This is a genomic window from Pseudomonas putida (genome assembly GCF_005080685.1).
In the GTDB taxonomy this organism is placed as follows: domain Bacteria; phylum Pseudomonadota; class Gammaproteobacteria; order Pseudomonadales; family Pseudomonadaceae; genus Aquipseudomonas; species Aquipseudomonas putida_V.
The window spans coordinates 2,761,892-2,787,964 of sequence record NZ_CP039371.1; the positions used below are offsets into that span (position 1 = coordinate 2,761,892).

General features: G+C 65.0%; 25 protein-coding genes. 12 read left to right on the forward strand and 13 right to left on the reverse strand.

Translation table 11 applies throughout. The annotated features are described in order from the left end of the window. Positions 1-23 precede the first annotated feature (23 nt). The 3 genes from E6B08_RS12740 to E6B08_RS12750 are packed head-to-tail and all read right to left on the reverse strand — an operon-like array spanning position 24 to position 5,732. Complete coding sequence (locus tag E6B08_RS12740) at positions 24-1,403, reverse strand: efflux transporter outer membrane subunit (RefSeq protein WP_136914331.1); 1,380 nt, start codon at positions 1,401-1,403, stop codon at positions 24-26. After that, a complete protein-coding gene (locus E6B08_RS12745) occupies positions 1,403-4,540 on the reverse strand; it encodes an efflux RND transporter permease subunit (protein ID WP_136914332.1) in 3,138 nt (1,045 codons plus the stop codon). The genes E6B08_RS12740 and E6B08_RS12745 overlap by 1 nt, the downstream gene beginning before the upstream one ends. Positions 4,541-4,550: 10 nt before the next feature. Beyond that, positions 4,551-5,732: an efflux RND transporter periplasmic adaptor subunit gene (locus tag E6B08_RS12750; RefSeq protein ID WP_136914333.1), complete on the reverse strand. Its 1,182-nt coding sequence runs from the start codon at positions 5,730-5,732 to the stop codon at positions 4,551-4,553. 151 nt (positions 5,733-5,883) lie between these two features. Here E6B08_RS12750 and E6B08_RS12755 point away from each other — a divergent pair, with 151 nt between their 5' ends. The 4 genes from E6B08_RS12755 (at position 5,884) to E6B08_RS12770 (ending at position 9,776) form a co-directional block, all read left to right on the forward strand. After that, complete coding sequence (locus E6B08_RS12755) at positions 5,884-7,278, forward strand: ATP-binding protein (protein ID WP_136914334.1); 1,395 nt, start codon at positions 5,884-5,886, stop codon at positions 7,276-7,278. Beyond that, complete coding sequence (locus tag E6B08_RS12760) at positions 7,275-7,943, forward strand: response regulator (RefSeq protein ID WP_136914335.1); 669 nt, start codon at positions 7,275-7,277, stop codon at positions 7,941-7,943. The genes E6B08_RS12755 and E6B08_RS12760 overlap by 4 nt, the downstream gene beginning before the upstream one ends. Before the next feature lie 96 nt (positions 7,944-8,039). After that, positions 8,040-8,570 (forward strand): cupin domain-containing protein, encoded by a 531-nt coding sequence (locus tag E6B08_RS12765; RefSeq protein ID WP_136914336.1) that lies wholly within the window; start codon positions 8,040-8,042, stop codon positions 8,568-8,570. Positions 8,571-8,669: 99 nt separating this feature from the next. After that, positions 8,670-9,776: a Gfo/Idh/MocA family protein gene (locus tag E6B08_RS12770; RefSeq protein WP_136914337.1), complete on the forward strand. Its 1,107-nt coding sequence runs from the start codon at positions 8,670-8,672 to the stop codon at positions 9,774-9,776. A 39-nt stretch (positions 9,777-9,815) separates the two neighbouring features. Here E6B08_RS12770 and E6B08_RS12775 read toward each other — a convergent pair whose 3' ends face one another. From E6B08_RS12775 to E6B08_RS12785, 3 genes are all read right to left on the reverse strand, one after another. After that, positions 9,816-11,618 (reverse strand): glycoside hydrolase family 15 protein, encoded by a 1,803-nt coding sequence (locus E6B08_RS12775; protein ID WP_136914338.1) that lies wholly within the window; start codon positions 11,616-11,618, stop codon positions 9,816-9,818. Positions 11,619-11,706: 88 nt separating this feature from the next. Then, a complete protein-coding gene (locus E6B08_RS12780) occupies positions 11,707-12,150 on the reverse strand; it encodes a DUF421 domain-containing protein (RefSeq protein WP_136914339.1) in 444 nt (147 codons plus the stop codon). Positions 12,151-12,159: 9 nt separating this feature from the next. Beyond that, positions 12,160-12,666, reverse strand: coding sequence for a hypothetical protein (locus E6B08_RS12785; RefSeq protein ID WP_136914340.1), 507 nt, complete (start codon positions 12,664-12,666; stop codon positions 12,160-12,162). A 199-nt stretch (positions 12,667-12,865) separates the two neighbouring features. On the opposite strand from E6B08_RS12785, the gene E6B08_RS12790 reads away from it, so the two are divergent. Continuing rightward, positions 12,866-13,099: a PLD nuclease N-terminal domain-containing protein gene (locus E6B08_RS12790; RefSeq protein WP_136914341.1), complete on the forward strand. Its 234-nt coding sequence runs from the start codon at positions 12,866-12,868 to the stop codon at positions 13,097-13,099. Between the two features lie 8 nt (positions 13,100-13,107). Then, on the forward strand, positions 13,108-13,275 hold the full coding sequence (locus E6B08_RS30835) for a hypothetical protein (RefSeq protein WP_192938659.1): 168 nt from the start codon (positions 13,108-13,110) through the stop codon (positions 13,273-13,275). A gap of 50 nt (positions 13,276-13,325) precedes the next feature. Here E6B08_RS30835 and E6B08_RS12795 read toward each other — a convergent pair whose 3' ends face one another. The 3 genes from E6B08_RS12795 to bamA all read right to left on the reverse strand — a co-directional run bounded on the left by E6B08_RS12795 (position 13,326) and on the right by bamA (position 17,214). Beyond that, complete coding sequence (locus E6B08_RS12795) at positions 13,326-14,183, reverse strand: SDR family oxidoreductase (RefSeq protein WP_136914342.1); 858 nt, start codon at positions 14,181-14,183, stop codon at positions 13,326-13,328. Positions 14,184-14,349: 166 nt separating this feature from the next. Beyond that, positions 14,350-14,748, reverse strand: coding sequence for a hypothetical protein (locus tag E6B08_RS12800; RefSeq protein WP_136914343.1), 399 nt, complete (start codon positions 14,746-14,748; stop codon positions 14,350-14,352). Between the two features lie 102 nt (positions 14,749-14,850). Next, entirely contained in the window at positions 14,851-17,214 is a 2,364-nt protein-coding gene (gene bamA / locus E6B08_RS12805; protein ID WP_136914344.1) for an outer membrane protein assembly factor BamA, read from the reverse strand. Between the two features lie 211 nt (positions 17,215-17,425). Between bamA and E6B08_RS12810 the strand changes: the two genes are divergently transcribed. From E6B08_RS12810 to E6B08_RS12830, 5 genes are all read left to right on the forward strand, one after another. Further along, entirely contained in the window at positions 17,426-18,118 is a 693-nt protein-coding gene (locus tag E6B08_RS12810; protein ID WP_136914345.1) for a response regulator transcription factor, read from the forward strand. Next, on the forward strand, positions 18,115-19,368 hold the full coding sequence (locus E6B08_RS12815; protein WP_136914346.1) for a HAMP domain-containing sensor histidine kinase: 1,254 nt from the start codon (positions 18,115-18,117) through the stop codon (positions 19,366-19,368). Before E6B08_RS12810 ends, E6B08_RS12815 begins: the two co-directional genes overlap by 4 nt. 1,002 nt (positions 19,369-20,370) lie before the next feature. Beyond that, positions 20,371-20,571, forward strand: coding sequence for a DUF1289 domain-containing protein (locus E6B08_RS12820; RefSeq protein ID WP_136914347.1), 201 nt, complete (start codon positions 20,371-20,373; stop codon positions 20,569-20,571). 64 nt (positions 20,572-20,635) lie between these two features. After that, positions 20,636-21,088, forward strand: a complete 453-nt coding sequence (locus E6B08_RS12825; protein ID WP_136914348.1) for a MaoC family dehydratase — start codon at positions 20,636-20,638, stop codon at positions 21,086-21,088. A gap of 79 nt (positions 21,089-21,167) precedes the next feature. After that, complete coding sequence (locus E6B08_RS12830) at positions 21,168-21,788, forward strand: LysE family translocator (RefSeq protein WP_136914349.1); 621 nt, start codon at positions 21,168-21,170, stop codon at positions 21,786-21,788. Between the two features lie 4 nt (positions 21,789-21,792). On the opposite strand, the gene E6B08_RS12835 is transcribed toward E6B08_RS12830, so the two are convergent. The 4 genes from E6B08_RS12835 to E6B08_RS12850 form a co-directional block, all read right to left on the reverse strand. Beyond that, positions 21,793-22,542 (reverse strand): ABC transporter ATP-binding protein, encoded by a 750-nt coding sequence (locus E6B08_RS12835; protein WP_136914350.1) that lies wholly within the window; start codon positions 22,540-22,542, stop codon positions 21,793-21,795. A gap of 3 nt (positions 22,543-22,545) precedes the next feature. Next, complete coding sequence (locus E6B08_RS12840) at positions 22,546-23,376, reverse strand: ABC transporter permease (RefSeq protein ID WP_136914351.1); 831 nt, start codon at positions 23,374-23,376, stop codon at positions 22,546-22,548. Next, positions 23,376-24,356 carry an aliphatic sulfonate ABC transporter substrate-binding protein gene (locus E6B08_RS12845; protein ID WP_136914352.1) on the reverse strand — a complete coding sequence of 327 codons (981 nt, stop codon included), beginning with the start codon at positions 24,354-24,356 and terminating at the stop codon, positions 23,376-23,378. The genes E6B08_RS12840 and E6B08_RS12845 overlap by 1 nt, the downstream gene beginning before the upstream one ends. A 209-nt stretch (positions 24,357-24,565) precedes the next feature. Beyond that, positions 24,566-25,036 carry a YMGG-like glycine zipper-containing protein gene (locus E6B08_RS12850; RefSeq protein WP_136914353.1) on the reverse strand — a complete coding sequence of 157 codons (471 nt, stop codon included), beginning with the start codon at positions 25,034-25,036 and terminating at the stop codon, positions 24,566-24,568. Positions 25,037-25,795: 759 nt separating this feature from the next. On the opposite strand from E6B08_RS12850, the gene E6B08_RS12855 reads away from it, so the two are divergent. Further along, positions 25,796-26,071, forward strand: coding sequence for a hypothetical protein (locus tag E6B08_RS12855; RefSeq protein WP_136914354.1), 276 nt, complete (start codon positions 25,796-25,798; stop codon positions 26,069-26,071). The last annotated feature ends 2 nt before the right edge of the window (positions 26,072-26,073 follow it).

A 26,073-nucleotide genomic window follows, 5' to 3' on the forward strand; every position in this document is an offset into this window, starting at 1 on the left:
CTGCAGGGGCGCCAATGATGGCGTCAGCCCTCCCAGCCGCCGCCCAGCGTCTTGTACAAGGTCACCCGGTTGACCTGCTCGGCCAGTTCCAGGCTGATCAGCGACTGCTGCGCCGAGTACAGTGAGCGCTGCGCGTCCAGTACTTCCAGGAAGCTTTCCGAGCCTTGCTTGTAGAGCGTTGACGACAGCTCAAAGGCCTTGTCCGTCGCTTCGGTGAGGTTACGCTGGGCGTCGAGCCGCTCGCTGATATGGGCCCGCACCGACAACGCATCGGCCACCTCGCTGAAGGCGGTCTGCAAGGTCTTTTCGTAGGTCGCCACCTCGATCTCGCGGGTCACCTTGGCGGCATCGAGGCTGGCGCGGTTGCTGCCGGCATTGAAGATCGGCAGGTTGATCGATGGGGCGAAGCTCCAGGCCTTGCTGCCCCCCTTGAACAGCCCGGACAACTCGCCGCTGGCGCTGCCGCCGGTGGCGGTCAGGGTCACGCTGGGGAAGAACGCCGCGCGTGCGGCGCCAATGTCGGCGTTCGCCGCCTTGAGCGTATGCTCTGCGGCCAGCACATCCGGGCGTCGCTGCAGCAGTGACGACGGCAGACCCGCCGGCACGCCGACCAGCACCGCAGTGTCGAGCTTGCCGGTATCGGGCAGCAGCCGGTCCTCCAGGCGCTGCCCGACCAGCAGTTCCAGGGCGTTGCGGTCCTGCTCGACCTGGCTCGCATAGTTGGCGGCATCGGCCCGGGCCGACTCCACCGTGCTGCGCGCTTGCGCCAGGCTCAGCCCGGAGTCACCGCCCAGGGCGTGGCTTTGCTGCACCAGCGCGTAGGTTTTCTGCTGGCTGGCATAGGTGTCGTTGGCCAGGGCCAGCAATTGCTGGTCGGCGGCCAAGGTCATCCACGCCGTGGCCACTTCGGCCACCAGGCTCAACTGGGTGCTGCGACGGGTCTGTTCCAGCGCCAGGTAGTCTTGCAGGGCGGCATCCTTGAGGTTGTCCAGGCGGCCGAACAGGTCCAGCTCGTAGCTGCTCACACCAAGGCCGACGCTGTACTGGCTGCTGACCCCGGAACTGCTGCTCGACACCGAGCGCTGGCGGCTGCCGTCAGCGCTGGCCGACACCGCAGGGAACAGCTCGGCGCGCTGGATGCGGTACTGCGCCCGCTGATACTCGACGTTCAGCGCCGCTACCCGCAGGTCGCGGTTGTTCGCCAGGGCCAGCGCCACCGTATCGCGCAGGCGGGCGTCGACGAACAGCGACTGCCAGGCGATATCGGCGCTCTGCTGGCCGCTGCTGGCGTATGCCGGCCATTGCTCGGCCACCGGCGCCGCCGGTTGCTGGTAGTCCGGCGCCAGGTTGACGCAACCGGTCAGCGCCAGGGCGCACAACAAATACAGAGGGGACAGGCGCATCAGGCTTCTCCGCTAGCAGGAGTCGGTGCTTGGGCGTTAACGCGGCGTGCAGCCAGGCGTTGCACCAGCACATAGAACAAAGGAATGAAGAACAGGCCGAGCACCGTGGCGGCGAGCATGCCGCCCAGTACCCCGGTACCGATCGCCTGGCGCCCGCCGGCACCGGCACCGCTGCTCAATGCCAGCGGCAGCACGCCGAGGATGAACGCCAGCGATGTCATCAGCACCGGCCGCAGGCGGATCCGCACGGCCTCCAGGGTTGCCTCCAGCAGGCCTTGGCCCCGCTCGTAGCCTTCCTTGGCGAATTCGACGATGAGGATGGCGTTTTTCGCCGCCAGGCCCACGGTGGTCAACAGGCCGACCTGGAAGTACACGTCATTCGACAGCCCGCGCAGGCCGGTCAGCAGCAGGGCGCCGAGGATACCCACCGGCACCACCAGCATCACCGCGAACGGCACCGACCAGCTTTCGTACAATGCCGCCAGGCAAAGGAACACGAACAACATCGAAATGGCGTACAGCAACGGGGCCTGGTTGCCTGCTAGGCGTTCCTGGTAGGACTGCCCGGTCCAGGCATAGCCGATGCCTTCGGGCAACTGCGCCATGATCTCCTCGACGCCAGCCATCGCATCGCCCGAACTCACCCCCGAGGCAGGTTCGCCAACCAGTTCGTAGGAGCCGAAACCGTTGAAGCGTTCGAGCAGCGGCGAAGCGGTGGTCCAGTGGGTGCTGGTGAATACCGACAGCGGCACCATCGCGTCGCTGTCGTTGCGCACGTACCAGTCGCCGATGTCCTCGGCCTGCATGCGCTTGCTGGCCTCACCTTGCAGGTAGACCTTCTTCACCCGCCCGGCATCGAGGAAGTCGTTGACGTAGCTACCGCCCATCACCGTGCTCAGGGTGTCGTTGATATCGCTGGCGGCCACGCCCATGGCACCGGCCTTGCGGTCGTCGATGTCGATGTTCAGTTGCGGCGTGTCTTCCAGGCCTTGGGCGCGCACGTTGGCCAGGCGCGGGTCCTTGGCGGCCAGCGCGATGAACTGGTCGCGTGCCTTGAGCAACTGCGCATGGCCCAGGCCGCCGAGGTCTTGCAGTTGCACGTCAAAGCCAGAACTCTGGCCCAGACCCTGGATGGCGGGAGGCGCGATCACGAACACGTTGGCATCGAGGATCTTCGACAATGCCATGTTGGCCCTGCGCGCCACGGCGGCGGCGCTGTGCTCCTCGCCCTGGCGCTCGTCCCAGTCCTTGAGCTTGATGAAACCACGCCCGGCATTCTGCGCGTTACCGCCATTGCCCAGGCCGCGTACGCTCAGCAGCGATGCCACCTCCGGCTGTTGCAACATGTATTGCTGGACCTCGCGGATCACTGTCTGCAGGCGTTCGTCGGTGCTGCCTACCGGCAGGGTGATCTGCATCATCAGCATGCCCTGGTCTTCCTCGGGCAGGAACGCGGTCGGCAGTTTGTGGAACATCAGCGCCACGCCGCCGAGCACCAGCGCGTACACCAGCAGGCTGCGCAGGGGTTTGGCCAAGACGCCGCCGACAGCGCGCTGGTAGCGTTGCGCGGTGCGCTCGAAGTTGCGGTTGAACCAACCGAAGAATCCGCGACGAGGCTCGCCATGGGTGGCACCGGGCTTGAGCAGGGTGGCGCACAGCGCTGGCGTCAAGGTCATGGCCACCAGTACCGACAGGGTCATGGCCGCCACCAGCGTCACCGAGAACTGCCGGTAGATCACCCCGGTGGAGCCGCCGAAGAAGGCCATCGGCACGAACACCGCCGACAGCACCACGGCAATGCCGACCAGCGCGCCGCTGATTTCGCCCATCGATTGGCGTGTCGCCTCACGCGGCGGCAGCCCTTTTTCGGCGATGATCCGCTCGACGTTTTCCACCACCACGATGGCATCGTCGACCAGCAGGCCGATGGCCAGCACCATGCCGAACATGGTCAGGGTATTGATCGAGTAACCCAGCAATGCCAGCACGCCGAAGGTGCCCAGCAATACCACCGGCACGGCGATGGCCGGGATCAGCGTGGCGCGCAGGTTCTGCATGAACAGGCACATGATCAACACCACCAGGACGATGGCCTCGAACAGTGTCTTGACCACTTCCTCGATGGAAATCTTCACGAAGGGCGCGGTGTTGTAGGCAACCTCGGTGCGCAATTGCAGGTTGCTGGGGAAAAACCGCTCCAGTTCGGCAAGCTTGGCCTGTACCGCTTCCGATACATCCAGGGCATTGGCGCCGGTGGCCAGGCTCACTGCCATGCCCCCGGAAGGCTGGCCATTGTGCTCGGCGACCACATCGTAGCTTTCGCTGCCCAGTTCCACCTGCGCTACGTCAGCCAGGGTCACCACAGCGCCATTGCTGGAATGCTTGAGCACCACGTCGCGGAATTGCGCCGCAGTCTGCAGCTTGCTGCGCGCGCTGATGGTGGCGTTGAGTTGCTGGCCGGTGCGGGCGGGCAGGGCGCCGAGTTGGCCGGCGGAGGTGTCGACGTTCTGCGCCTGGAGGGCACTGGTGACGTCGGACGGCATCAGCGAGTACTGTTTGAGCTTGTCCGGGTCGAGCCAGATGCGCATGGCATAGCTCGAACCCAGGGTGGTCACCTGGCCCACGCCGTTGACCCGGCTGATCTGGTCGTAAAGGGTGCTGGAGATGAAATCGCTGATGTCGGTGGCGCTGACGTTGGGGTTGTCCGAAACCAGCGAGACGATGATCAGGAAGTCACTGGCCGAGTTACGGATCTTGATCCCTTGCTGCTGCACGGTGTCGGGGAGCCGCGCCTTGGCCTGCTCGAGCTTGGTCTGCACCAGCATCTGCGCAGTGTTGATGTCGGTCCCGGCCTCGAAGGTCAGGGTGATGGTGGCGCTGCCCGCCGAGCTGCTGCTCGACGACATGTAGGTCAGCCCATCCAGGCCGGTCATCTGCTGCTCGATGACCTGGGTCACCGAGTCTTCCATGGTCTTGGCAGAGGCACCGGTGTAGGTGGCGCTCAGGGTGATTTGCGGCGGCGCGATATTGGGGTACTGGGCCAGCGGCAAGGTGGAGATCGCCAGGCCACCGCCGAGCATCACCAGGATCGCGAGGACCCAGGCGAAGATCGGTCGGTCGATGAAGAAGCGTGCCATGGGAGCGCCCTCAGTGGCTGTCGTTGGTTGCGGTCAGGCTGGCATCGCGCACCTGGACCGGTTGGCCGACCTGCACTTTCTGCAGGCCCTGGACGATCACCTGGTCGCCTTCGGCGAGCCCTTGGCTGACCCACCAGCGGTTGCCCACGGCGCGGTCGAGGGTCAGTTCGCGCTGCTGCACCTTGCCGTCGACCACCACCAGCGCGGTGGCGCCGCCGCGCTCGTCGCGGGCCACGGCCTGTTGCGGCACCAGGATCGCGTTCTGCTGCACGCCCTCCTGCAAGGTGGCCTTGAGGTACATGCCCGGCAACAGCAGGCCCTCGGGGTTGGGGACCAGGGCGCGCAAGGTCACGCTGCCGGTGCTCTCGTCCACGCTCACGCCGTTGAAGGTCAGGGTGCCCTCGTGCTCGTAGGTGCTGCCGTCTTCCAGTTGCAGGGTGATGCGTGCGGCATCCTTCTGCTCGGCCGGTGCGAGCTTGCCTTCGGCCAGCTCGCGCTTGAGGCGCAGCAGGGTGGCGCTGGGCTGGGTGAAGTCGACGTAGATCGGGTCGAGCTGCTGCACCGTGGTCAGGGCGGTGGTCTGCTCGGCCGTTACCAGGGCGCCGGGGGTGACCGACGAGGTGGCGGTACGGCCCTCGATCGGGGCGTTGATGCGGGTGTAGTCGAGGTTGATCTTGGCCGTGCGCTGGCTGGCCTGGGCCGATTGCAGACTGGCGCGTGCTTCGAGCAGGGCGGCCTGGGCGCTTTCGTTGTCTTCGGCGCTGATGGCGTCGAGCTTGACCAATTGGGCGTCGCGCTTGGCCTTGAGCTCGGCAGCCTTCAGTGTGGCGCGTGCCGAATTGACCGAGGCGTCAGCTTGGGCCAGGGTGGCCTCAAACGGCTTCGGATCGATCTGGTACAGGGCCTGGCCGGCCTTGACCGTGTCACCTTCGGTGAACAGCCGCTTCTGGATGATGCCGCCCACCTGCGGACGGATCTCGGCGATCAGGTGCGCATTGGCCCGGCCGGGCAAGGTGGTGCTCAGGGCCAGCGGTTCACTGCTCACGTCGAGCACGGCCACTTCCTGTACGGCGGCGGGGGGTGGCTGATTGTCCTCGCGGCAACCTGCCATGGCGAGTAGGCCGGCGCCCAGCAGAAAGGCGCGCGCCAGGGGCGAGCGGGTAATGAACAGGGTCTGGAACAGTGTGGGCATCCGAGGGCTCCGAGCCAGGAAATTTGACTGGTGCCAGGGTGCTCGGCAATTGTGCAGGCAATGTGCAGAAAGCATGGAGATTGGCCAATGCGCCTTGCGGGCAGGGGAGTGGCGCGCTTCAATGTCGGCAATTACGCAGCGCGGCGTCACCATGAGAATCAACCTTTCCAGCAAGTTTTTCCTCGCCATGCTCGCGGTGTGCACCTTCGCCGTGCTGGGCATGGTCTTCGCCGCCTATCTGAGCTTGAAGTACGGCTTTCTCGGCTATCTCAACCAGCAGGCCGAGGAGCGCATGGACCGCATCGTCCCGCGGGTCGAACAGGCCTATGCCGAGCACGGTAGCTGGGACTTCATCCGCCAGGACAAGGACCAATGGTTCGAACTGCTGCGCCCAGAGGATGCCACCCCGGACAAGACCTTCGACCCCCGGCTGCTGACTGTGTCCGACCTGACCGGCGCGTTCGTGCGCTTTGCCCTGCTCGACGCCGAGCGGCGGCCGATCATCGGCTACCAGGCGCCCGAAGCGGAGATGACCCTGCGCCCGATTCATCACCAGGACCAGGTGGTCGGCTGGATGGCGCTGGCGCCGTTGCAGTCGGTGGCCAGCGTCGGCGACCGGCGCTTCCAGCTCAATCAACTGCGCTCGAGCCTGCTCATCGGCCTGGCCTGCCTGCTGGGCACGGCGGTGATTGCATGGTGGCTCAGCCGGGCGTTGTTGCGACCGATTCGTGAAGTGGCCAGTGCCACCCACCGCCTGGCTGCCGGGGACTACGCCATTCATCTGCCGGTGCGCTCGGCGGACGAGGCCGGGCAACTGGCGGGTGACTTCAATCGCATGGCGGCGACGTTGGCCAGCAACGAACGTATGCGCCGCGACTTCATGGCCGATATTTCCCACGAGCTGCGCACCCCGCTGGCGGTGATGCGCGCCGAGCTCGAGGCCATGGAAGACGGTATCCGCCCGCTCGATGGCCAGGCCTTGCGCTCGTTGCAGGGCGAGGTGGGGGCTCTGAGCAAGCTGGTCGACGACCTGTTCGACCTGTCGCTGGCCGAAGTCGGTGGGCCCACCTACCGGCGTGAACGCATCGACTTGTGCGTGCTGTTGCCGGTGGTCGCCGAGGCGTTCGCCGCCAGCTTCGCCGAACGCGGCCTGCAGTTGCACCTGGAGTTGCCTGGGGAGCCCTTGTGGGTGCTGGGTGACGAGTCGCGGTTGAACCAACTGCTGCACAATCTGCTGGAAAACAGCCGACGCTACACTGACCGGGGCGGGCAGACGATATTGCGCGCGTTGCAGGTCGGCGATGAGATCCTGGTGCAGTGCGAAGACAGCGCGCCGGGCGTCGATGCCGAGTCGCTGGCGCGCTTGTTCGAGCGCTTCTATCGCGCCGAACGCTCGCGCAACCGGGCCAGCGGCGGCACCGGCCTGGGTCTGGCCATTTGCCGAGGCATCGCCGAGGTGCACGGCGGCAAGCTCACTGCCCAACCTTCGGCCCTGGGCGGCCTGTTGCTGGCCCTGGCACTTCCCGTTGCAGGAGATGATGAATGACCCAGGCGCAGATTCTCCTGGTCGAGGACGAACCCAAGCTGGCAGCGCTGGTAGGCGATTACCTGCGCGCAGGTGGCTACCAGGTCGAACATCTGGCCGATGGCCTGGCGGTGATCCCGGCGATCCGCCAGCAGCACTACGACCTGATGTTGCTCGACCTGATGCTACCGGGCCGCGATGGCCTGGATATCTGCCGGGAGCTGCGTGGCTTCAGCCATATGCCGGTGATCATGATGACCGCCCGGGTCGACGAGATCGACCGGCTGCTGGGGCTGGAACTGGGCGCCGACGACTATATCTGCAAACCCTTCTCGCCCCGCGAACTGGTGGCGCGGGTCAAGGCAGTGTTGCGCCGCAGCGGCGCGCAGGCACCGACCCTCGGGCTGGAGCTGGATGCGCGCACGTTCCATGCCCGCTACCAAGGCGTGGCGCTGGACCTGACGCCGGTGGAATTTCGCATGTTGGCGGCGCTGGCGGCCCGCCCGGGGCAGGTGCTCTCGCGCGATCAGCTGATGAACCATATCTACCAGGACCACCGCGTGGTGGCCGACCGTACGGTCGACAGCCATGTGAAGAACCTGCGGCGCAAGCTGACGGCGATCGCGCCTGGGCAGGATCCGCTGCGCTCGGTGTATGGGGTGGGTTACAGCTTGGAGTTCGAGTGAGTTGGATCCAATCACCGAAAAGATGGAACCCCGACCGCTTCCGGCTTGCCAACCGCGATAGATGTCCCACACCGATTGGCAACCAAGGAGAGGCCAATGTCCCCTGCACCAGGCAAATCCGTGCAAACCCTTTACTTTGGCGATGACGGCGCTACCCCGAACAGCGCATTGCCGGTCCTGCTGTACCCCTCGCGGCTGGGTGCGACGCAAGATAAAGCCGCCGAATTCGAGGCCCTGTGTGCCGAGCACCGCTGGAGTGCTTTGTGGCGCGGCGGCATCTTCGACTACCACCACTTCCACCCCAACGCCCACGAGGCCCTCGGGGTCGCCAGCGGCCATGCCCGGGTCACCCTGGGCGGCCAGTCGGGGCAGACACTGACCATTCGCGCAGGCGACGTGCTGGTGCTGCCGGCCGGCACTGGCCATCGCTGCATCGAGCACAGCGACGATTTTCTCGTCGTCGGTGCCTACCCGCGAGGGCAGGAGAACTATGAGATCCAGCGGCCCGCTTCGGGCTCCCACGCCCGCACGTTGATGCGCATCGCCCAGGTGCCGCTGCCCGAGGAAGACCCCCTGGCAGGTGGAAAGGGACCGCTGATGGCGCAGTGGAGCAGGCGACGCGCCTGATGGCGTGACAGCCGTGGGCAAAAAGATGGAACTGCGGCGCTGCTGCGCTTGCCAACTTCCTCGTGAGTTCCGCATTTGTCCGCAAACGAGGAGGAGTCAATGCCTGACGCACAAGGCAAGGTTCGTTATGCAGTAGTGGCCGGGGGGGCGATTTCCCAAGGTGCGTTCATGCCAGGTGTCGGCCAGACCGACAATTCGGTGATGACGGCCCTGGTTACCGGTGACCCGGTAAAGGCGCGGGTGCTGGCGGGCCACTATGGCCTGTTGGCCTACGCCTACGACGAATACCCGGCGCTGCTCGCCTCGGGTGAAATCGACGCGGTGTATGTCGCCACGCCCAACTTCCGCCATCGCGAATTCGTGGTGCCGGCGCTGGAGGCGGGCATCCATGTGCTGCTGGAAAAACCCATGGCCACCACCGAAGCCGATTGCCTGGCCATGATCGAGGCCGCCAAGCGCTCGGGCGCCAAGCTGATGGTCGCCTACCGCTTGCACTGCGAACCCGGCACGCTGGACATGATCGGACGGGTGCATGCGGGCAACTTCGGCGAGCCACGGTTGTTCACCTCGACCTTCACCCAGACCGTCAAGGCCAGCAATCATCGTACTCAGAACGGCTTCGCCGCCGGCCCGGTGCCGGACATGGGGCCGTACCCGCTGAACATGGTGCGCCAACTGTTCAATGCCGAACCGATCGAGGTGTCCGCGCTCGGCGTCCGTAGCCCAGGCAGCCAAATGAACACCTGGGACACTGTCACGGTGAGCCTGCGCTTCCCGGACGAACGCCTGGCGCAGTTCACCGTGAGCTATAGCCTGCCGGATACCGAGCGCTTCCAGTTGCTGGGGACCAAGGGCGAAATCGAAGCGTCGCCGTGCTTTGGCTATGGCGAAGGGGTGTCGATCAGCTATCGCGCCACCATCGATGGAGAGACGCGGGTCCACGTCAATCCGGTGGTGGACCAGTTCGCCGGCGAAACGGCCTATTTCTCCGATTGCATCCTCAACGATGAAACCCCCGAGCCTGACGGCGAGGAGGGTTGGCGCGACGTACGGGTGATCCTGGCCATCGAGCAGGCGCTCGAAACCGGGCAACCGCAGCGCCTGGAATCGCTACCGCCGCGCCAGCAACCTCGGCGCGAGCAGCGCCGCACGTTTGCCCTGGCGAGCGCGCCGGACTACATCAATACCGAATCACCGACCGAGTGACCTGATGCCTGCGCGCCGGCTCCGGCGCGCAGGTCGATTTCAGCGCTGGGGGCCGTAACCGGCGATAGCCAGCGCTGCGCGCAGCGCCGCGAGATGCGAGAGGCCCTGGGGCAGGTTGCCCAGGTACTGGCCGTTGTCCGGGTCGATCATCTCCGAGTAGATGCCCACTCCATGGGCAAGCCCATCCACGGCCTGCCGCAACGCCGTTTCGGCGCGTTCGCGTTGGCCGAGCAGGGCCCAGGCTTCTATGATCCAGAAAGTGCACGCCAGGAAACAGCCTTCTTCCTCGGCTGCCTGACTGTAGCGGTAGTGGAATGCCCCGGCAGCGAGTTCGCGCTGCACTGCCTCCAGGGTACTGCGCAGCCGATCCTGCGAGGGGTAGCCGAAACGCACGGCGAGGGCGATCGAGGCGTCCAGGCGGGCGCTGCCGGGGTAGAACAGGTACGCCTGGTGAGTCTCGCTCCAGCAATGCTGCTCGATCCAATCGCGAATCCGTTCACGCTCACGGTCCCAGCGTTCACGGCAGGTTGTGGGCAGGTGGCCGTTATCGGCCAGCTCGATGGCACGGCTCAGGGCTTGCCAGCAGCTGATCTTTGACGTGGTGTAGTGCTGGGTTTGGGGCAGTTCCCAGATCCCGGCATCGGCCTGGCGCCAGCAGTCCGCGCATTGGTCGGCAAGCCTCGCCAGCAACTGCGCACTGTGGGCATCGAGGATGTTGCCGCTGTCGATGAAGCAGCGCGCGGTCTCGAAGATGTCGCCGAACACCCCATGCTGCAATTGGTCCCTGGCGTCGTTGCCGACCACCGGCGGCGACTGTTTGTAGCCGGGCAGGTCGATGGCGCGGGTGCAGTCGCCCAGCGCTCCGTCGAGGGTGTAGAAAACGTGCGCGCCATGTTCTGCCAGGCGGCGCAGCAGCCAGGTGAAGGCGGCCTTGGCTTCGGGCTGCGCACCGATGGCGAGAAAGGCCTCGATGGTATAGCCGGCGTCGCGCACCCAGGCGAAGCGGTAGTCGTAGTTTTTCGGGCCGCCAATACGCTCGGGCAATGAGGTGGTCGCGGCGGCCATGATCGAACCGCTGGGCGAGGACAGCAACAACTTCAGTGCCAGGGCGTTGCGTACCACGAAGGACTTGTACGGGCCATCGTAGACCAGACTGCGCGACCATTGCCGCCACTCCCGGTCCGAGCCGTCGATACGCTCGTCCACCAGCTCCAGCGGCGGCACCACCAACGGCTCGTTGCGGCCGGCGATCATCGCCAGCACGCTGCGTTCACCCCGCGCCAGGCCAATGAAAGCGCGCACGCCCATGTCGTCCTTGCGTTCGATCTGCAAACGGTCGTCGTGCAGGAACATCCCCAGGATGTCGCCGGCGTGGAATACACAGCCATTGCCGTTGGCCGCCAGGTAAGGGCTGACGGTGTCGGCCTGGGTGCCGAAGTCGATGGCGATGTCCAGGTCGACATGCCCGTCGAGGCATTCGACGCGGCGCGCCAGCTCTGCCCAGGGCAGGCGTCCGGCCGGGCCGCTGTTGAGCGATTCGGTGAGGCGCGCGCGGCCGTTGGCGGTGATGAACAGGGTTTCCAGGACATTGCTGTCCGGCCGGTAACGGCGCTCGCAGGTGAACGGCTCGCGTGGGGTGATGGCGAAGTAGCCCCCGGTTTGCGGCGCCAGTATCCGGTCGAAAAGCGGCGGCGAGTCCATGTGCGGCACGCACCACCAGTCGATCGAGCCGTCCAGGCCGATGAGCGCCACCGAGCGCCCGTCGCCAAGCGCCGCATAGGCCTCCAGGGCAAGCCATCCGCCGTCGTCCCGCTGAGGTTCGCCGTGTTGCCTGTCATCCATCGAAATTCCGTCCACGGTTTGCCTCCTAGCCTGGGTATCCAGTTCCGACCGACTCGCTTGCTGCAGAGTTCGAGTCCGATGCGGGCGCTCAGTCCCGGGGGATGATGGAGATCTTGCCGTTGCGCTCGACGATGGCGAACTTGATCTGTTCGACCTGCTCGATGCCTTGGCTGTCTCTCGCCGATTCGAGGATGTCGTCCTCGGTCAGGCGTGCACGGCGCATACGCTGGTGAAGGAAGCGGCCCTGTTCGACCACCAGCGTGGCATGGCCGTCGAGCAGCCGGGCCAGGCGCTTTGAATTGAGCTTGGCCAGCGACAGGCCCACATCCAGCACGATCAGCGTGGCGATCACCAGCATGGCGTTGATGAAGGAAAAGTCGTCGCCGAGCAGGGCCTGCTGGGTGGCCTCGCCGATGATCATCAGCAACACGAAATCGAACGTGGTCAGGTCGGCCAACGAACGCCTGCCTGCCACACGAAACAGCACCATCAAGGCCAGGTACATCCCTGCGGCGCGCAGGATCGAGTCCATGGAACGCTCCTAGGGGTAGAGGAAGGTGGAAAAGCGCACGGCAGTGGTCGGGCCGATCCTGGCCACGCCCTCGAGGCCGCCGACGTGCTCGCTGCGCAAGGTCAGGTACAGTGTGGCGACGCCGTCGTCGCTGGTGCCCAGTTGCAGCAGCAGCGCCTTGCCGTGCGAACGTGAGGCCTGTGGCTCGGGCTGCAGGGTTTCGATGCTGGCCTCGCGCAGCAGCGAGCCACCCAGCAGCAACTGCACCGGCTCGCCGGGAGTGCCACGCACGGTGATGCGCAGGCTGTCGGTGGTGCCCACGCGACTCAGCCGCTGGTAGTCCACCTGCAGCCGGCCATCACTGCTCACGACCCTGGCATCGCTCAGCGGGCCATTGCCGAAGACGCCGGCCAGGGCCAGTAGCACGATCAGCAACAGCACATACCAGCCGACCCGTTCGAAGCGCCAGACACGGCGCTGCATCGACATGTTCTCTTCGACCGGATACTGCCTGGAAACCTGCTCGTCTTCGTTCATCTTCGTCTCCCAGACGCCAAGCGCCTCCTAGCGATGGACGTGCACGTCCGGCCTTTGGTTCAGGGAATGTTGGTGTCCACTCATCCTTGCAGCATCGAGGCCGGCTGAACTTTGCTGGCGGCCATGGCTTCCTCTTTGGTAGAGGCCTCGCGCTCCGCGCGCCGGTCATTGCGTTCGCCATTGGAAGAGGAGAGTGGTCATGACTGACCCCGTGACGTATTTCTGGATTGCCGTGGTAGCGATCATCCTGCTGGTCGACCTATGGGCGATCGTCAGCGTGTTTCGTAGCGACAAATCCGATGCCACCAAGATCATGTGGGCTTTGCTGTTGGTGATATTCCCGGTGGTCGGGCTGGTCATCTGGGGTGTTGCCGGCCCGCGTGGGATCAAGCGGGGCACTGGCCCGAGCTCACCTGAACACAGCAAAGGGTAGGCAGGATCATGAACAAGCCGAACGACAAAAAGCCGATGCCCGGTGCCGGGGCGGGACCCGATGGCGAAGCTGAGCGGGATAACGACGCCAAGCGCCCGGATGGCTCGGGCGGCACGTCTCACGATTCCACTGCACAGAAGACCGCCCGGGACAAAGGTCGGCAAAACGCACGGTAGGGTGCAGGCCAAGGCGGCCTGTCGTGGAGTCGACAGGCCGCGCAAACCGTTTACAAGATCGGTTTGCCGCCTGTGACCGCGTACCGCGAACCGGTGATATAGCTGGCTTCGTCCGACCCGAGAAGTACGTAGATCGGCGCCACTTCCACCGGTTGCCCAGGACGGCCCAATGGCGTCTTCGAGCCGAAGTTGCACACCGCATCTTCAGGCATGGTCGCCGGAATCAGCGGGGTCCAGATCGGACCGGGTGCGACACTGTTGACTCTGATCCCCTTGCTGCCGAGCAACTGTGCAAGACCTGCGGAAAAGTTGGCGATGGCGCCTTTGGTGGTGGCATACGCCAGCAGGCTTGGCGAGGGGTCATCGGAGTTGACCGAGCTGGTATTGATGATCGAACTGCCCTTGGGCATCGAAGGCAGCGCTGCCTGGCAGATGCGGAAGATGGCGGTGATATTGATGTCGAAGGTCTTCACCCACTCATCGTCATCGATTTCTTCCAGCGTTTCGTGGCTCATTTGAAACGCTGCATTGTTGACGAGGACATCGATGCGACCGAACTTCCCGACCGTTTTCGCGACCACTTCGTAGCACGTCTGTTTGTCGGCCAGGTCACCGGGAAGCAGCAGGCATTGGCGGCCTGCCTTTTCGACCCAACGGGCTGTTTCCTGGGCGTCCTCGTGTTCGTCCAGGTAGGCGATGGCGACGTCGGCGCCCTCGCGAGCGTAGGCAATGGCCACGGCGCGGCCGATGCCGCTGTCGCCACCGGTGATCAAGGCGATCTTGCCGGCCAGGCGGCCGGAACCTGTATAGCTATGTTCGCCACAATCGGGAAGCGGGTCCATCTTGTGCTGGGTGCCTGGAACCTTTTGCGGCTGCGCTGGGAAGGGAGGCGTCGGGTAGCTGGGCATGGGTGCTCTCCTGCAGTGAGTGATGTACCTGCTGCGTTGGAAAAGCATGACTGCCGGGGGTTGGAGCGGATATGCGTGCTGGACGACGGGCGGTCGGTGCAGTACCAGGGCTGGAAAACGATTGCGCCACGCTGCCTTTGCACACCTTGCGCATGATGAACCTGCGTTACGACTTCTTAGCCTGCAACTGGCGCGCGGAGGCTTTCAGCGTTTGCGGGCAGTCCAGGTCGCTGATCCAGGCAACCAGGCGTGTCGGATCATCACCGCCCATGCGCTTGAAGGTGTCCGATTCGAGCATGGCCTTGGTGCGCCAGCCCAGGGCCAGCAGGTGCTCGACCATCTCCGGACCCACTGGGCCGTTGTCCTCCAACGACAGGCCACTGCGGCCGTGCTGGATGGCCAGGTGGTACTGGTTTGCCCCCAGGCCGTCACCGCTGCCGGCCAGCACCACGGTGTAGCCGGTACCGAGCAGGCTCGCCAGGCGCTGCTGTATCAGGTCGAGCAACGAGACGGGCATCTCGTCGTGCACCGCGCAGGCTAGAACGTTGGGGGCGAATGGGGGCATGGTGGGTCTCTGCTTTGGTGTTTGCGTATGGCTACAAGATTAGGCGAGCCAAGGGTCAAGGAGGGTTAAGCGCGGGTAAAAACGAGTAATACCCGCGACCACTCAGAACGTCTGCCCCAGCGAGAACTGGAACACCTGGGTCTCGGCGTTATCCGGTTTCTTGATCGGCATCGCCAGGCTGAAGCTCAACGGCCCCATCGGGCTGTACCAAGTCACTCCGAAGCCCAGCGACACCGCCAGCTGGTCGAGGCTGACCGTGCCGCAGCCCTGGGTGGTGGACAGGTAGCAGGTATCGGCATACACGTTGCCGGCATCGACGAATACCGAGCTGCGCAACTGGCTCTGGTCCTTGATGAACGGCATCGGGAAAATGTACTCCGCACCGCCGGTGATCAGGATGTTGCCGCCCAGCACGTCGGTATCGCGGTCGGAGTAGTACGCTTGCCCGGCACTGGCGTAGGTGCCGGTGGCTGGGGTGCTGCGTGGCCCCAGGGTGCCGTCCTTGAAGCCGCGCACCGAGCCCTGGCCACCTGCGGTGTAGCTCTCGTAGAACGGCAGGCCATCGGTCGAGCCATAGCCGTTGCCGTAGCCCAGGCTGGTGTGCAGGCGCACGCTGCTGCTGTTGCTGACCGGCAGGTAGGTCTGGCCGGTGTAGTCGATCTTGTAGAACGACAGGTCGCTACCGGGCGTGGTCGCCATCAGCGTCAGGCTTTGGGAGTGGCCACGGGTCGCCAGTACGCCTTTGTTCAGGGTCGACTCGGACCAGCCGATCGAGGCCTTGAGGTTGTTGAAGCTCTTGCCTTCGCGATCGATGAAGTCGTAGATCTCGTCGGCACTGTAGGTGCCGGGCGAGATGTCGTCGTGTTGCAGGGTCAGGCCGTAGCTCAGGCGCGAAGTCTCGTTGATCGGGTAACCGAAACTGACGCCGGCGCCATAGCTGTTGATGGCGTAGTACGACACCCCATCGTCGTAGTAGTCGCTGTAGTCGGTGCTGCTGTAGAACAGGTTGTAGCCCAGGCTCACGCCATCGGCGGTGAAGTAGGGGTCGGTGAACCCGAAGTTGTACTTGGTCTGGTATTCCGAGCGGGTCAGGCCGATCGAGACCTTGTTGCCGGTGCCGAGGAAGTTGTTCTGGCTGATCGAGCCGCCGAGGATCAACCCCGCGCTTTGGGCGAATCCGACGCTGGCGGTGATCGAGCCGGAGGCTTGCTCCTCGACGCTGTAGTTGACGTCGACCTGGTCGTCGCTGCCGGCAACCTGTGGAGTCTCGACGTTGACGGTCTTGAAGAAGCCCAGGCGCTCGAGGCGGGTCTTGGACTGATCGATCAGGTAGGTCGAGGCCCAGCCGCCCTCCATCTGGCGCATCTCGCGGCGCAGCACCTGGTCTTCGGTCTTGGTGTTGCCGCGGTAGTTGATGCGGTTGACGTAGGCACGCTTGCCCGGATCGACCACGAACGTGATATCGACGGTGTGGTCCTTGTCGTTGGGCTGTGGCACGCCATTGACATTGGCGAAGGTATAGCCCTCGTTGCCCAGCCGACGGGTGATCAGGTCGGAGGTATTGGTCATCACCTTGCGCGAGAATACCTGGCCAGGTTGTACCAGCAGCAGCGACTTGACCTGGTCTTGCGGCACCTTGAGGTCACCGGACAGCTTCACGTCGCGGACGGTGTACTTCTCGCCTTCGTTGATGTTGACGGTGATGAACACGTGCTTCTTGTCCGGGCTGATCGACACTTGGGTGGAAGCGATGTCCATGTTGATGTAGCCGCGGTCCAGGTAGTAGGAACGCAGGCGCTCCAGGTCACCGGAGAGTTTTTCGCGGGCGTACTTGTCGTCGTTCTTGAAGAACGACAGCCAGTTGGTGGTGTGAAGCTCGAACAGCTGTTTCAGGGTGTCGTCGTCGAACACATCGTTGCCGACGATGTTGATGTGCGCGATGGCGGCCACGGTGCCTTCGTTGATCTTGATCTTCAGCGCCACGCGGTTGCGTGGCTGTGCCTCGACCTGGGCATCGACCTCGGCCGAGTAGCGGCCCTGGGCCACGTACTGGCGCTGCAGCTCGTTGCGCACGCCTTCGAGGGTGGCGCGCTGGAAGATCTCGCCTTCTGCCAGACCCGATTGTTTCAGGCCTTTCATCAGGTCTTCGGTGCTGATCGCCTTGTTGCCTTCGATCTCGATGCCCGACACCGAGGGGCGCTCGACCACGTTGATGATCAGCACGTCGCCGTCGCGGTCGAGCTGGATGTCCTGGAAGAAGCCGGTCTTGAACAGCGAGCGGGTCGATTCCACCAGGCGCTTGTCGTCGGCCTGGTCGCCCACGTTCAGGGGCAGGGCGCCGAACACGCTGCCGGCGGAGACCCGCTGCAAGCCATTCACGCGGATGTCGGCGATCCTGAATGGCTCGGCCTGGGCCAGGGAGGCTTTTAGCAGCAGGATGGAGAGCAACAGTCGCGGGTAGTTCATGGGGGGTTCCAGACGAGCGGGTGGGGGAGGTGACAGGTGTCACCGAAGGCGCACGGCGGCTGCCAGCAAGCGGGCGATGAGAATAAGGGCGGGCTGTGTACGGCGCCGTTAACCCTGGGTAAAGATGTGTAAAGTTGCGGTGGCCGGCGGTGACAGCCCGGCCCCCTGGGGCGATCATTGGCCTTTCGAAACAACTGGCAACGTACCCACCATGACCCCCGTGCTGTTGGTCGACGACGACCGCGAACTCACCGAAATGCTCGCTCTCTACCTGGCCCGCGAAGGCTTTGCGGCCACCGCCGTGGGCACTGGCGAGGAAGGCGAGATGCAGGCCCTGGGCGGTGCCTACCAATTGGTGGTGCTGGACGTGATGCTGCCGGACATCTCAGGTATCGAGGTGCTGCGGCGCATCCGAGCGCGCAGTCAGGTGCCTGTGTTGCTGCTGACCGCTCGTGGCGACAACATCGACCGCATTGCCGGGCTGGAGCTGGGTGCCGACGACTACGTGCCCAAGCCCAGCTCGCCCGGTGAGTTGGTGGCGCGCATGCGGGCGATCCTGCGTCGGGTGCAACCGCAGGTGGTACTGGAAACCGTGGTGCCCGAGCGGGTCAGCAGTGGTGGCCTGACCCTTTGGCCAGGTCGACGCCAGGCCCAGTGGGGCGCAATTGGGCTGGAGCTCACCGGCACCGAGTTCAGCCTGCTCGAAGCCCTGGCGCGTAACGCCGGGCAGTTGGTGAGCAAACAGGACCTGTCGCTCAATGCCCTGGGCCGCCCCTTGACCCGCTACGACCGGCGCATCGATGTGCACGTCAGCAGCATCCGCCAGAAACTCGGCCCCCGCGCCGATGGCAGCAGCTGGATCCAGAGCGTGCGGGGCATGGGCTACATGCTGATCGTCGAATGATCCGCCGGCGCCTGTTCTGGAAGCTGTTCCTGGCCTTCTGGCTGGCCAACTGCCTGACCTTCCTGGTGGGCGCCGGCGCGTTCATGCTAGACGAGTTGCGCGGCGACACCCCAGCGCTGCGCTCGCTGCTGTCCACCGAACTGAACATGTTGCAGCGCTATGGCGAACAGGCCGGGCGGCAGTTGCTCGACGTCTCGCCGCAAGCGCCGGATGTGCAGGTCGGCTTGTACGACGAACAGGGCCGGTTGCTGGCCGGGCGCGCCGTTGCGCACGCGCGTTTCGAGCACAAGGTATTCGACGCCCAGGGTCGACCACTGCTGCTGCGGGCATCGGCCGCCACCAGCCTTGACCAGGGACCTCGTCCACGCGGCATGGGCCCCCTGGTCACCGGTACGCTGATGAGCGCCCTGTTCGCCTTGCTCTGCAGCTTCTACCTGACCCGTCCGCTGGCTTGGCTGCGCGCAGCGATGGCCCAGGTCGCCCAAGGCCGCTTCGACGTGCGGGTGCGACCGCGCCTGGGCCGGCGCCGGGACGAAATCGTCGACCTGGCCGAGGACTGCGACCGCATGGCCGGCCAACTGAAGGCGCTGGTGCAGGCGCAACAGAACCTGCTGCATGACATTTCCCACGAGCTGCGCTCGCCGCTGACGCGCCTGCACGCTGCCATCGGGCTATTGCGCCAGCAACCGGAGCGACACGAGATGCTCGAGCGCATCGAGCGCGAGTCGCGGCGCATGGATGACCTGATCGAGCAACTGCTGACCCTGGCGCGGGTCCAGGCAGAGCAGGGCGAGGGCGCGTGCTCGGCGCTGGATGTGGTCGAGCTGTTGGCGCAGATCGTCGAGGATGCCCGCTTCGAGGCGGGTATCAAGCAGTGTCAGGTGGTACTCGCCGCACAGGGGCCATTCCTCACCGAGGGCCATGAAGAACTGTTGTATCGGGCGTTCGAGAACGTCATCCGCAACGCCGTGCGCTATACCGCGCCGGGCACGCAGGTACGGGTGGAGGCGACGCTGTTGGCCGATGAGCGCTTGCAGGTGTGCATCAGCGATTGCGGGCCGGGCGTGGATCCGGCGCGATTGAAGGCCATTTTCGAGCCCTTCGACCGGGGGCACGACACCGGTGGCGATGGTTTCGGCCTGGGCCTGGCCATCGCCCAGCGGGCCGTTGCCCTGCACCAGGGCACGATCACTGCACAGCCAGGCGCCGAGGGTGGCTTGCAGGTGCGTATCGAGCTGCCAAGGCTCTAGCCGAATGCGCCCCGGTCGATGTGGGAGCGGCCTTGTGTCGCGAAAGGGCCGCAAAGCGGCCCCAGTATTTCGGCAGCGCCGCGAAGATCCTGGGGCTGCTGCGCAGCCCTTTCGCGACACAAGGCCGCTCCCACATCGAGCGTGGGGTGTTTTGGCGCTTGCCGCGCTTTCAAGTATCCTGCGCGCCCTTCGACTGAAAACCTCCCCTGCCCAGCCAGGCGCCGAGGGTGGCTTGCACGTGCGTATCGAGCTGCCACGGCTCTAGCCGAATGCGCCCCGGTCGATGTGGGAGCGGCCTTGCGTCGCGAAAGGGCCGCAAAGCGGCCCCAGTATTTGGGCAGCGCCGCGAAGATCCTGGGGCTGCTGCGCAGCCCTTTCGCGACACAAGGCCGCTCCCACATCGGGCGTGGGGTGTTTTGGAGCTTGCCGGGCTTTCAAGTATCCTGCGCGCCCTTCGACTGAAAACCTCCCCTGCACAGCCAGGCGCCGAGGGTGGCTTGCAGGTGCGTATCGAGCTGCCAAGGCTCTAGCCGAATGCGCCCCGGTCGATGTGGGAGCGGCCTTGCGTCGCGAAAGGGCCGCAAAGCGGCCCCGGTGTTTCGGCAGCGCCGCGAAGATCCTGGGGCTGCTGCGCAGCCCTTTCGCGACACAAGGCCGCTCCCACATCGAGCGTGGGGTATTTTGGAGCTTGCCGCGCTTTCAAGTATCCTGCGCGCCCTTCGACTGAAAACCTCCCCTGCCCAGCCAGGCGCCGAGGGTGGCTTGCACGTGCGTATCGAGCTGCCACGGCTCTAGCCGAATGCGCCCCGGTCGATGTGGGAGCGGCCTTGCGTCGCGAAAGGGCCGCAAAGCGGCCCCAGTATTTCGGCAGCGCCGCGAAGATCCTGGGGCTGCTGCGCAGCCCTTTCGCGACACAAGGCCGCTCCCACATCGAGCGTGGGGTGTTTTGGCGCTTGCCGCGCTTTCAAGTATCCTGCGCGCCTTTCGACTGAAAACCTCCCCATGGCCAAAGACATCGACAACCCCTGCGTCTCGCTCTGCCAGCTCAACAGCGAGCTGTGCGTCAGCTGCGGCCGCACCCGCGAGGAAATTCGCAAATGGCGCGGCATGAAGCGCCCGGAAAAAATGGCCACCGTGCAGCGCGCCGCTACCCGGATGAAGGCCATCAACAAGAAAGCCGCCAAGCGCCAAGGCAACGATTGATCCCATCCGGCAGCGCTTTGCGCTAGCCTGAACGCCGACGACACCACCCGAAAAGAGGCATGACATGTCCGTTGGCAACGCGATCTACCTTGACGACCTGCACGTAGGCCAGACCTTCACCAGCGGCGAATTCGCCCTCGATGCGCAGCAGATCATCGATTTTGCCCGCCAGTTCGACCCGCAGCCCTTCCACTTGGATGACGCAGCCGCGCAGGGCACGTTTTTCAAAGGCCTGGCCGCCAGCGGCTGGCACACCGCAGCCATCACCATGCGCCTGCTGACCAGCTGCCTGCCGATCGGCAGTGGCGTGATCGGTGCCGGTGGCGATATCCAGTGGCCGCGCCCGACCCGGCCCAACGACACGTTGCATGTGATCTGCAAGATACTGCAGATCCAGCCCTCGAACTCCAAGCCGGACCGGGGCATGGTGACCACCGAGTGCTTGACCCTCAACCAGCACGACGAAGTGTGCCAGCGCATGGTCAGCAAGCTGATGGTCATGCGCCGGCCGCAATGACCTTGCTTGGGCAGGCACTGGATCATGCCTTGCCTGTCCCGGCATAATCGCCCCTCCGACCTGCCGGGATCCTCAGCATATGTCCATCGCCGACAATCTGATCGCCTTCACCTTGGCCGCCACCGTGCTGACGCTCACTCCCGGCCTGGACACCGCGCTGATCCTGCGTACCGCGGCGGTGGAAAGCCGCCAGCAGGCGATGCGCGCTGCCTTGGGCATCAACGCCGGCTGCCTGCTCTGGGGCGCAGCGGTGGCCTTCGGCCTCGGGGCGTTGATCGCAGTCTCGGAACTGGCTTACAGCGTGCTGAAATACTGCGGTGCCGGGTACCTGGCCTATCTCGGCGTCAACATGCTGTTGCGCCCACGGCAGTCGCTCGCACCTGCCGCCACTACCGATGGGGCAGGGGCCAACTGGTTCATCAAGGGCATGCTGGGCAACCTGCTCAATCCAAAGGTTGGGATCTTCTACGTTTCGTTCCTGCCGCAGTTCATTCCCCAAGGCCAACCCCTGGTGGCCTGGACCTTCGGTCTGGTGGGCATCCACGTGCTGCTCGGTCTGCTCTGGGCGATTGTCCTGATCGCCGCGACCCAGCCCCTGGCCGGCATGTTGCGGCGCCCACGGGTGATCCAGTGGATGGACCGCACCACTGGCCTGATCTTCGTCCTGTTCGCTGCCCGGCTGGCCTTCAGCAAACGCTGAAGGATCAGATCACCCGGGCGCTGTGCAGGGCCTCCAGGGCCTCTGCGCGCAGGCGGCCGAGGCGTTCGTCGCGGCGGTCACGCGGGGTGGGCAACGTTACCCGCAGTTCCCGGCAAATGGTCCCGGGGCGGTTGCCGATCACCAGCACGCGGTCGCTGAGGTAGAGCGCTTCGTCGACGTCATGGGTGACCACCAGCAAGGCGGTGTGGTGGCGCCGGGCCAACTCCAGCAACAGGTCCTGTAGCTTGAAGCGGGTAAAGGCATCGACCGCACTGAAGGGTTCGTCGAGCAGCAGCAATTGCGGCTGACCGTACAGCCCGCGGGCAATGGCGACACGTTGCGCCATGCCGCCCGACAGCGCCTTGGGCAATGCGTCGGCAAAGCCCGTCAGGCCAACTTCATCGATCAGCCGGGCCACGCGCTCGTGGTCATAGCCCTTGTCGGCACTGAAGCCGATGTTGTCGGCAACGCTCAGCCATGGCATCAGCCGCGGCTCCTGGAACACGAAACCGACCTGTTCCGGGCGGCGGCGCAAGGTGCCGGTGAATTCGTGATCGAGCTGCGCCACCAGGCGCAGCAGGGTGCTCTTGCCGCAGCCACTGGGGCCCAGCAGGCTGACGATCTCCCCCGGTTGCAATTGCAGGTCGAGTTGACCGAGCACGGGCGTATCGCCGAAGGCCTTGCGCTCGACCTGCAGGTCGAGCAGTGGCGCCGCAGGCGCAGGTTGCGGGGTGACGCGCAAGGGTTGGTTCATGCTTCAGGCTCCTTGGTCCGTGCCGTCGAAGGTGTCGCGCCAGGCCAGCCAGCGTCGTTCCAGCCCGGCCAGCAGGCCATCGCTGAGCTTGCCCAGCAGCGCCAGGACGATGATCGCCGCCAGCACCAGGTCGGGGCGGGAGGTCTCGCGGCCATCGCTGAGCAGGTAGCCCAGGCCGCGGGTGGCGGCGATCAGCTCCGCCGCCACGAGAAACATCCAGCTCAGGCTCAGGGCGCTGCGCAAGCCGGTGAACACGCCAGGAATGGCCGCCGGCAACAGGATCCGCCGGGCCAGGCGCAAGGGCCCGAACCCGTACATGCGGCCTACCTCGACCAGCTTGCGGTCGATGTTGCGGATCGCCGCCACCCCGTTGAGGTACACCGGGAAGAACGCGCCGATGGCGATCAGCGTAACTTTGGAGGTCTCGCCGATGCCCAGCCACAGCAGCAACAGCGGCACCCAGGCCAGGCTCGGGATCGCGCGCAGGCTGGCGAAAGTGGGCTCGAGCCAGGCCTCGGCCTCGCGGCTCAGGCCCACCCAGGCGGCGAACAGCAGCCCGAGCAGAGAGCCGATGGCGAACCCGGCCAGCACCCGCGACAGGCTGGCGCCGATGTGTTTCCACAAGGCGCCATCAGCCAATTGCACCAGGGTCTGCGCGACTTCGCTGGGGGCGGGCATCTGGTACGAGGCGATCCAACCCAGGCGCACCACGGCTTCGAGCAGCAGGATCAGCGCCAGTGGCAACGCCAGCCCCTTGAGGCGGCGGGGCCACTGGCTGGGCCGTGCCTGCGCCGGCGTGGCGCTGGCTACGAGGGTCTTGCTGGAGGTGCTCATCACTCGATACTGGCCTTGCCGAAGGTGGGGTCGATCAGCTGATCGATCACCTGGTTGACGTCGACGCCACGCTTGACCAGTTCCTCGGAAACCAGGATCGGCGCCGCAGCCTTGGACGCGGTCACGTCCTGGGCGGTCAGTGCCGGGGCGGATAGATCGGTGCGCGACAGTTGCAACTTGGCCACGTCCAACGGCAGCTTGGACTCGTCGGCCAGCAGTTTGGCGAACTCATCGGGGTGGGCGACGGCCCAGTGACGGGCTTTTTCGTAAGCCTTGATCACGGTGGCGATGGTTTGCGGATGCTCCTTGGCGAAGGTCTCGGTGACGCTGACCACGCCATAGCTGTTGAAGTCCTTGTTGCGGTACAGCAAGCGCGAGCCGGCCTGCAGTTCGCTGGCAGCCATGTGCGGGTCGAGGCCGGCCCAGGCATCGACGTCGCCTTTTTCCAGCGCGGTACGGCCGTCCGGGTGCTGCAGGTGCAGCAGTTCGACGTCGTCTTTCTTCAGGCCGGCCTTTTCCAGGGCGCGCAGGGTGAACAGGTAGGGGTCGGTGCCCTTGGTGGCGGCGATCTTCTTGCCCTTGAGGTCTTGCACGGTTTTCAGCGGCGAGTCCTTGGCTACCACCAGTGCGGTCCATTCGGCGCGGCTATACACGTACACCGATTTGATCGGGCTGCCGTTGGCGCGGGCCAGCACGGCGGAGAGGCTGGCCGAGGAGCCGAAGTCGGCGCCGCCGCTGTTGAGGTATTCCAGCGAGCGGTTGCTGCCCTGGCTGAACACCCAGCTGACCTTGGAGTCGGGCAGAGCTTGTTCCAGCCAGCCGAAGTGCTTGAGCACCAGGCTCACGGGCGAGTAATAGGCGTAGTCCAGGCGCACTTCCTTGGGCGCGTTTTCGGCGTAGGCGCAGGGGTTGCAGGCCAGGGCCAGCAGGCCGGCGGCGCTCAGGGCCTTGAGGGCGCGGGGCAGGGTGTTCAGACGCATTGCGAAATCCAGTCGAGTGAAGGTGTGACAATGCGGTTGCAGGGGTCATGCCATTGCGCCATCTCCTTGTTTGGCGGGCTTGCAGGCGGGCGGGGCAATGCGCGGCTGTAGCGTGGAGGACACTGTGTTGGAGTGCTGTTGCTGGGCGAACAGTTGCGCCCGGAGGACGCTGCTGAACCCAGGGCGCCGCCCGGGTTCAGCAGTTGCTGTCAGGGGTTGACCTGATAGCCGCGTCCTTGCAGGCAGCCAGTGTAGGCGCTGGCATGTGCCGAAGCCTGCGCCTGGCCTTGGTTACGTCGATCCTCACGGCGCTCCTGGCGCTGGCGCGAGGCGCCAACCACGGCGCCGGCTGCGGCAGCGTCGCCGGCGCGGTTTTGCCGGTACTCCTGCTTGGCGTCGTCGCCAACGCGGTCGTAGACCTCATCGTGACGGTTGCCGCGCACCTGGGCCGCGGTTGCACCGGCCACGGCGCCGGTGGCAGCGCCTTTGACCCTGCCACCGACGTGGGGGCTCGAAGTTGAGGCGCTGTTCGCGGCGTTGGTGGCTACTGTGTTGCAGTCGTTGATATCCAGCTGCATCTGCTGGCTGCTCTGGCCCTTGAGTGGGGTCACGGATTGAGCTTGTACGGCAGGCACTGCGAGCAGCCACAGTGCCAGGGAGCCCGGGAAGAACGTACGCATCGCACACCTCCAAACGGACGGAATGGCATTTGGAAGGATAGGTGGTTTTGGGCACTCGGATGGGGTCGGTTGCCTCGGGAGGTGCAGGGGGGATTGGATTGAAGAGTGCCCGGCTGGAGAGTCGCAGCGCCGCATAAATCGAGCGCCGCCCGCGCGGCGCATCGCGACACAAGGCCGCTCCCACATTTGTTGCAACGTGCCACTGTCTGTCAGGCCATGGTTGCTCGCTTTTGGTGGCACCACGGGATATCGGGGTGCGCCCTGCGCCAACACAAATATCGCGCCGGGCCCACCAGGCCGACAACCATGGCCTACCAGACATGATTGGCCCGAAACAGATGTGGGAGCGGCCTTGTGTCGCGATGCGCCGCGCGGGCGGCGCTCGATCTCAAGAACGCCATAATTCCCAAGGCAAGCACCTGGCCGCCCCAACACCGATCTTCCGTAAGATATTTCCGAACTTGAAACTTAATGCTTCAAGATTGATTTGAATGAGATCTATCCTACGACCGCTGCTGAACTATCGCTGTTGTCGGGCAAATAGCCCAGAGATAACGTTCTCAGGTCGTTTAGGCGACCGGGCGTGAGAACCCGACGATTAGCAGACGCGGTCAGCGTTAATGGTGGCCGTGCGCGGGCAGACTCCGGTCTGGCCGAGTTTCCTTTGCTTCCTCGGTTCTCACCCCGTGCATGGCCGCCACCCAAACCCGTGAGAAGGTTCAGGTGGTGGTTCCTCTAACGAAGTGAAGGACCAACACCATGAAAAAACTCGTCCCTGACCCACCCCACCGCAAATCCCCCCGCACCCCATTCTTCACCGTCCAATCCGACATGTACCCACCCGACGCCCTGGCCCACACCAGCGAACTCCTGCGTGGCGTCGCCGAAACCATCGACGAACACTGCCGCGCACGTGCAGGCGAACCCGGCATGGGCATGCTGAGCAACGCCATGCACGCCACTGAAGTCGCCCACGAACTGGTCGAACACGTACTGGCCTGCTTCCCCCGTGAACACACGCAGCCGGAGGGATGAAG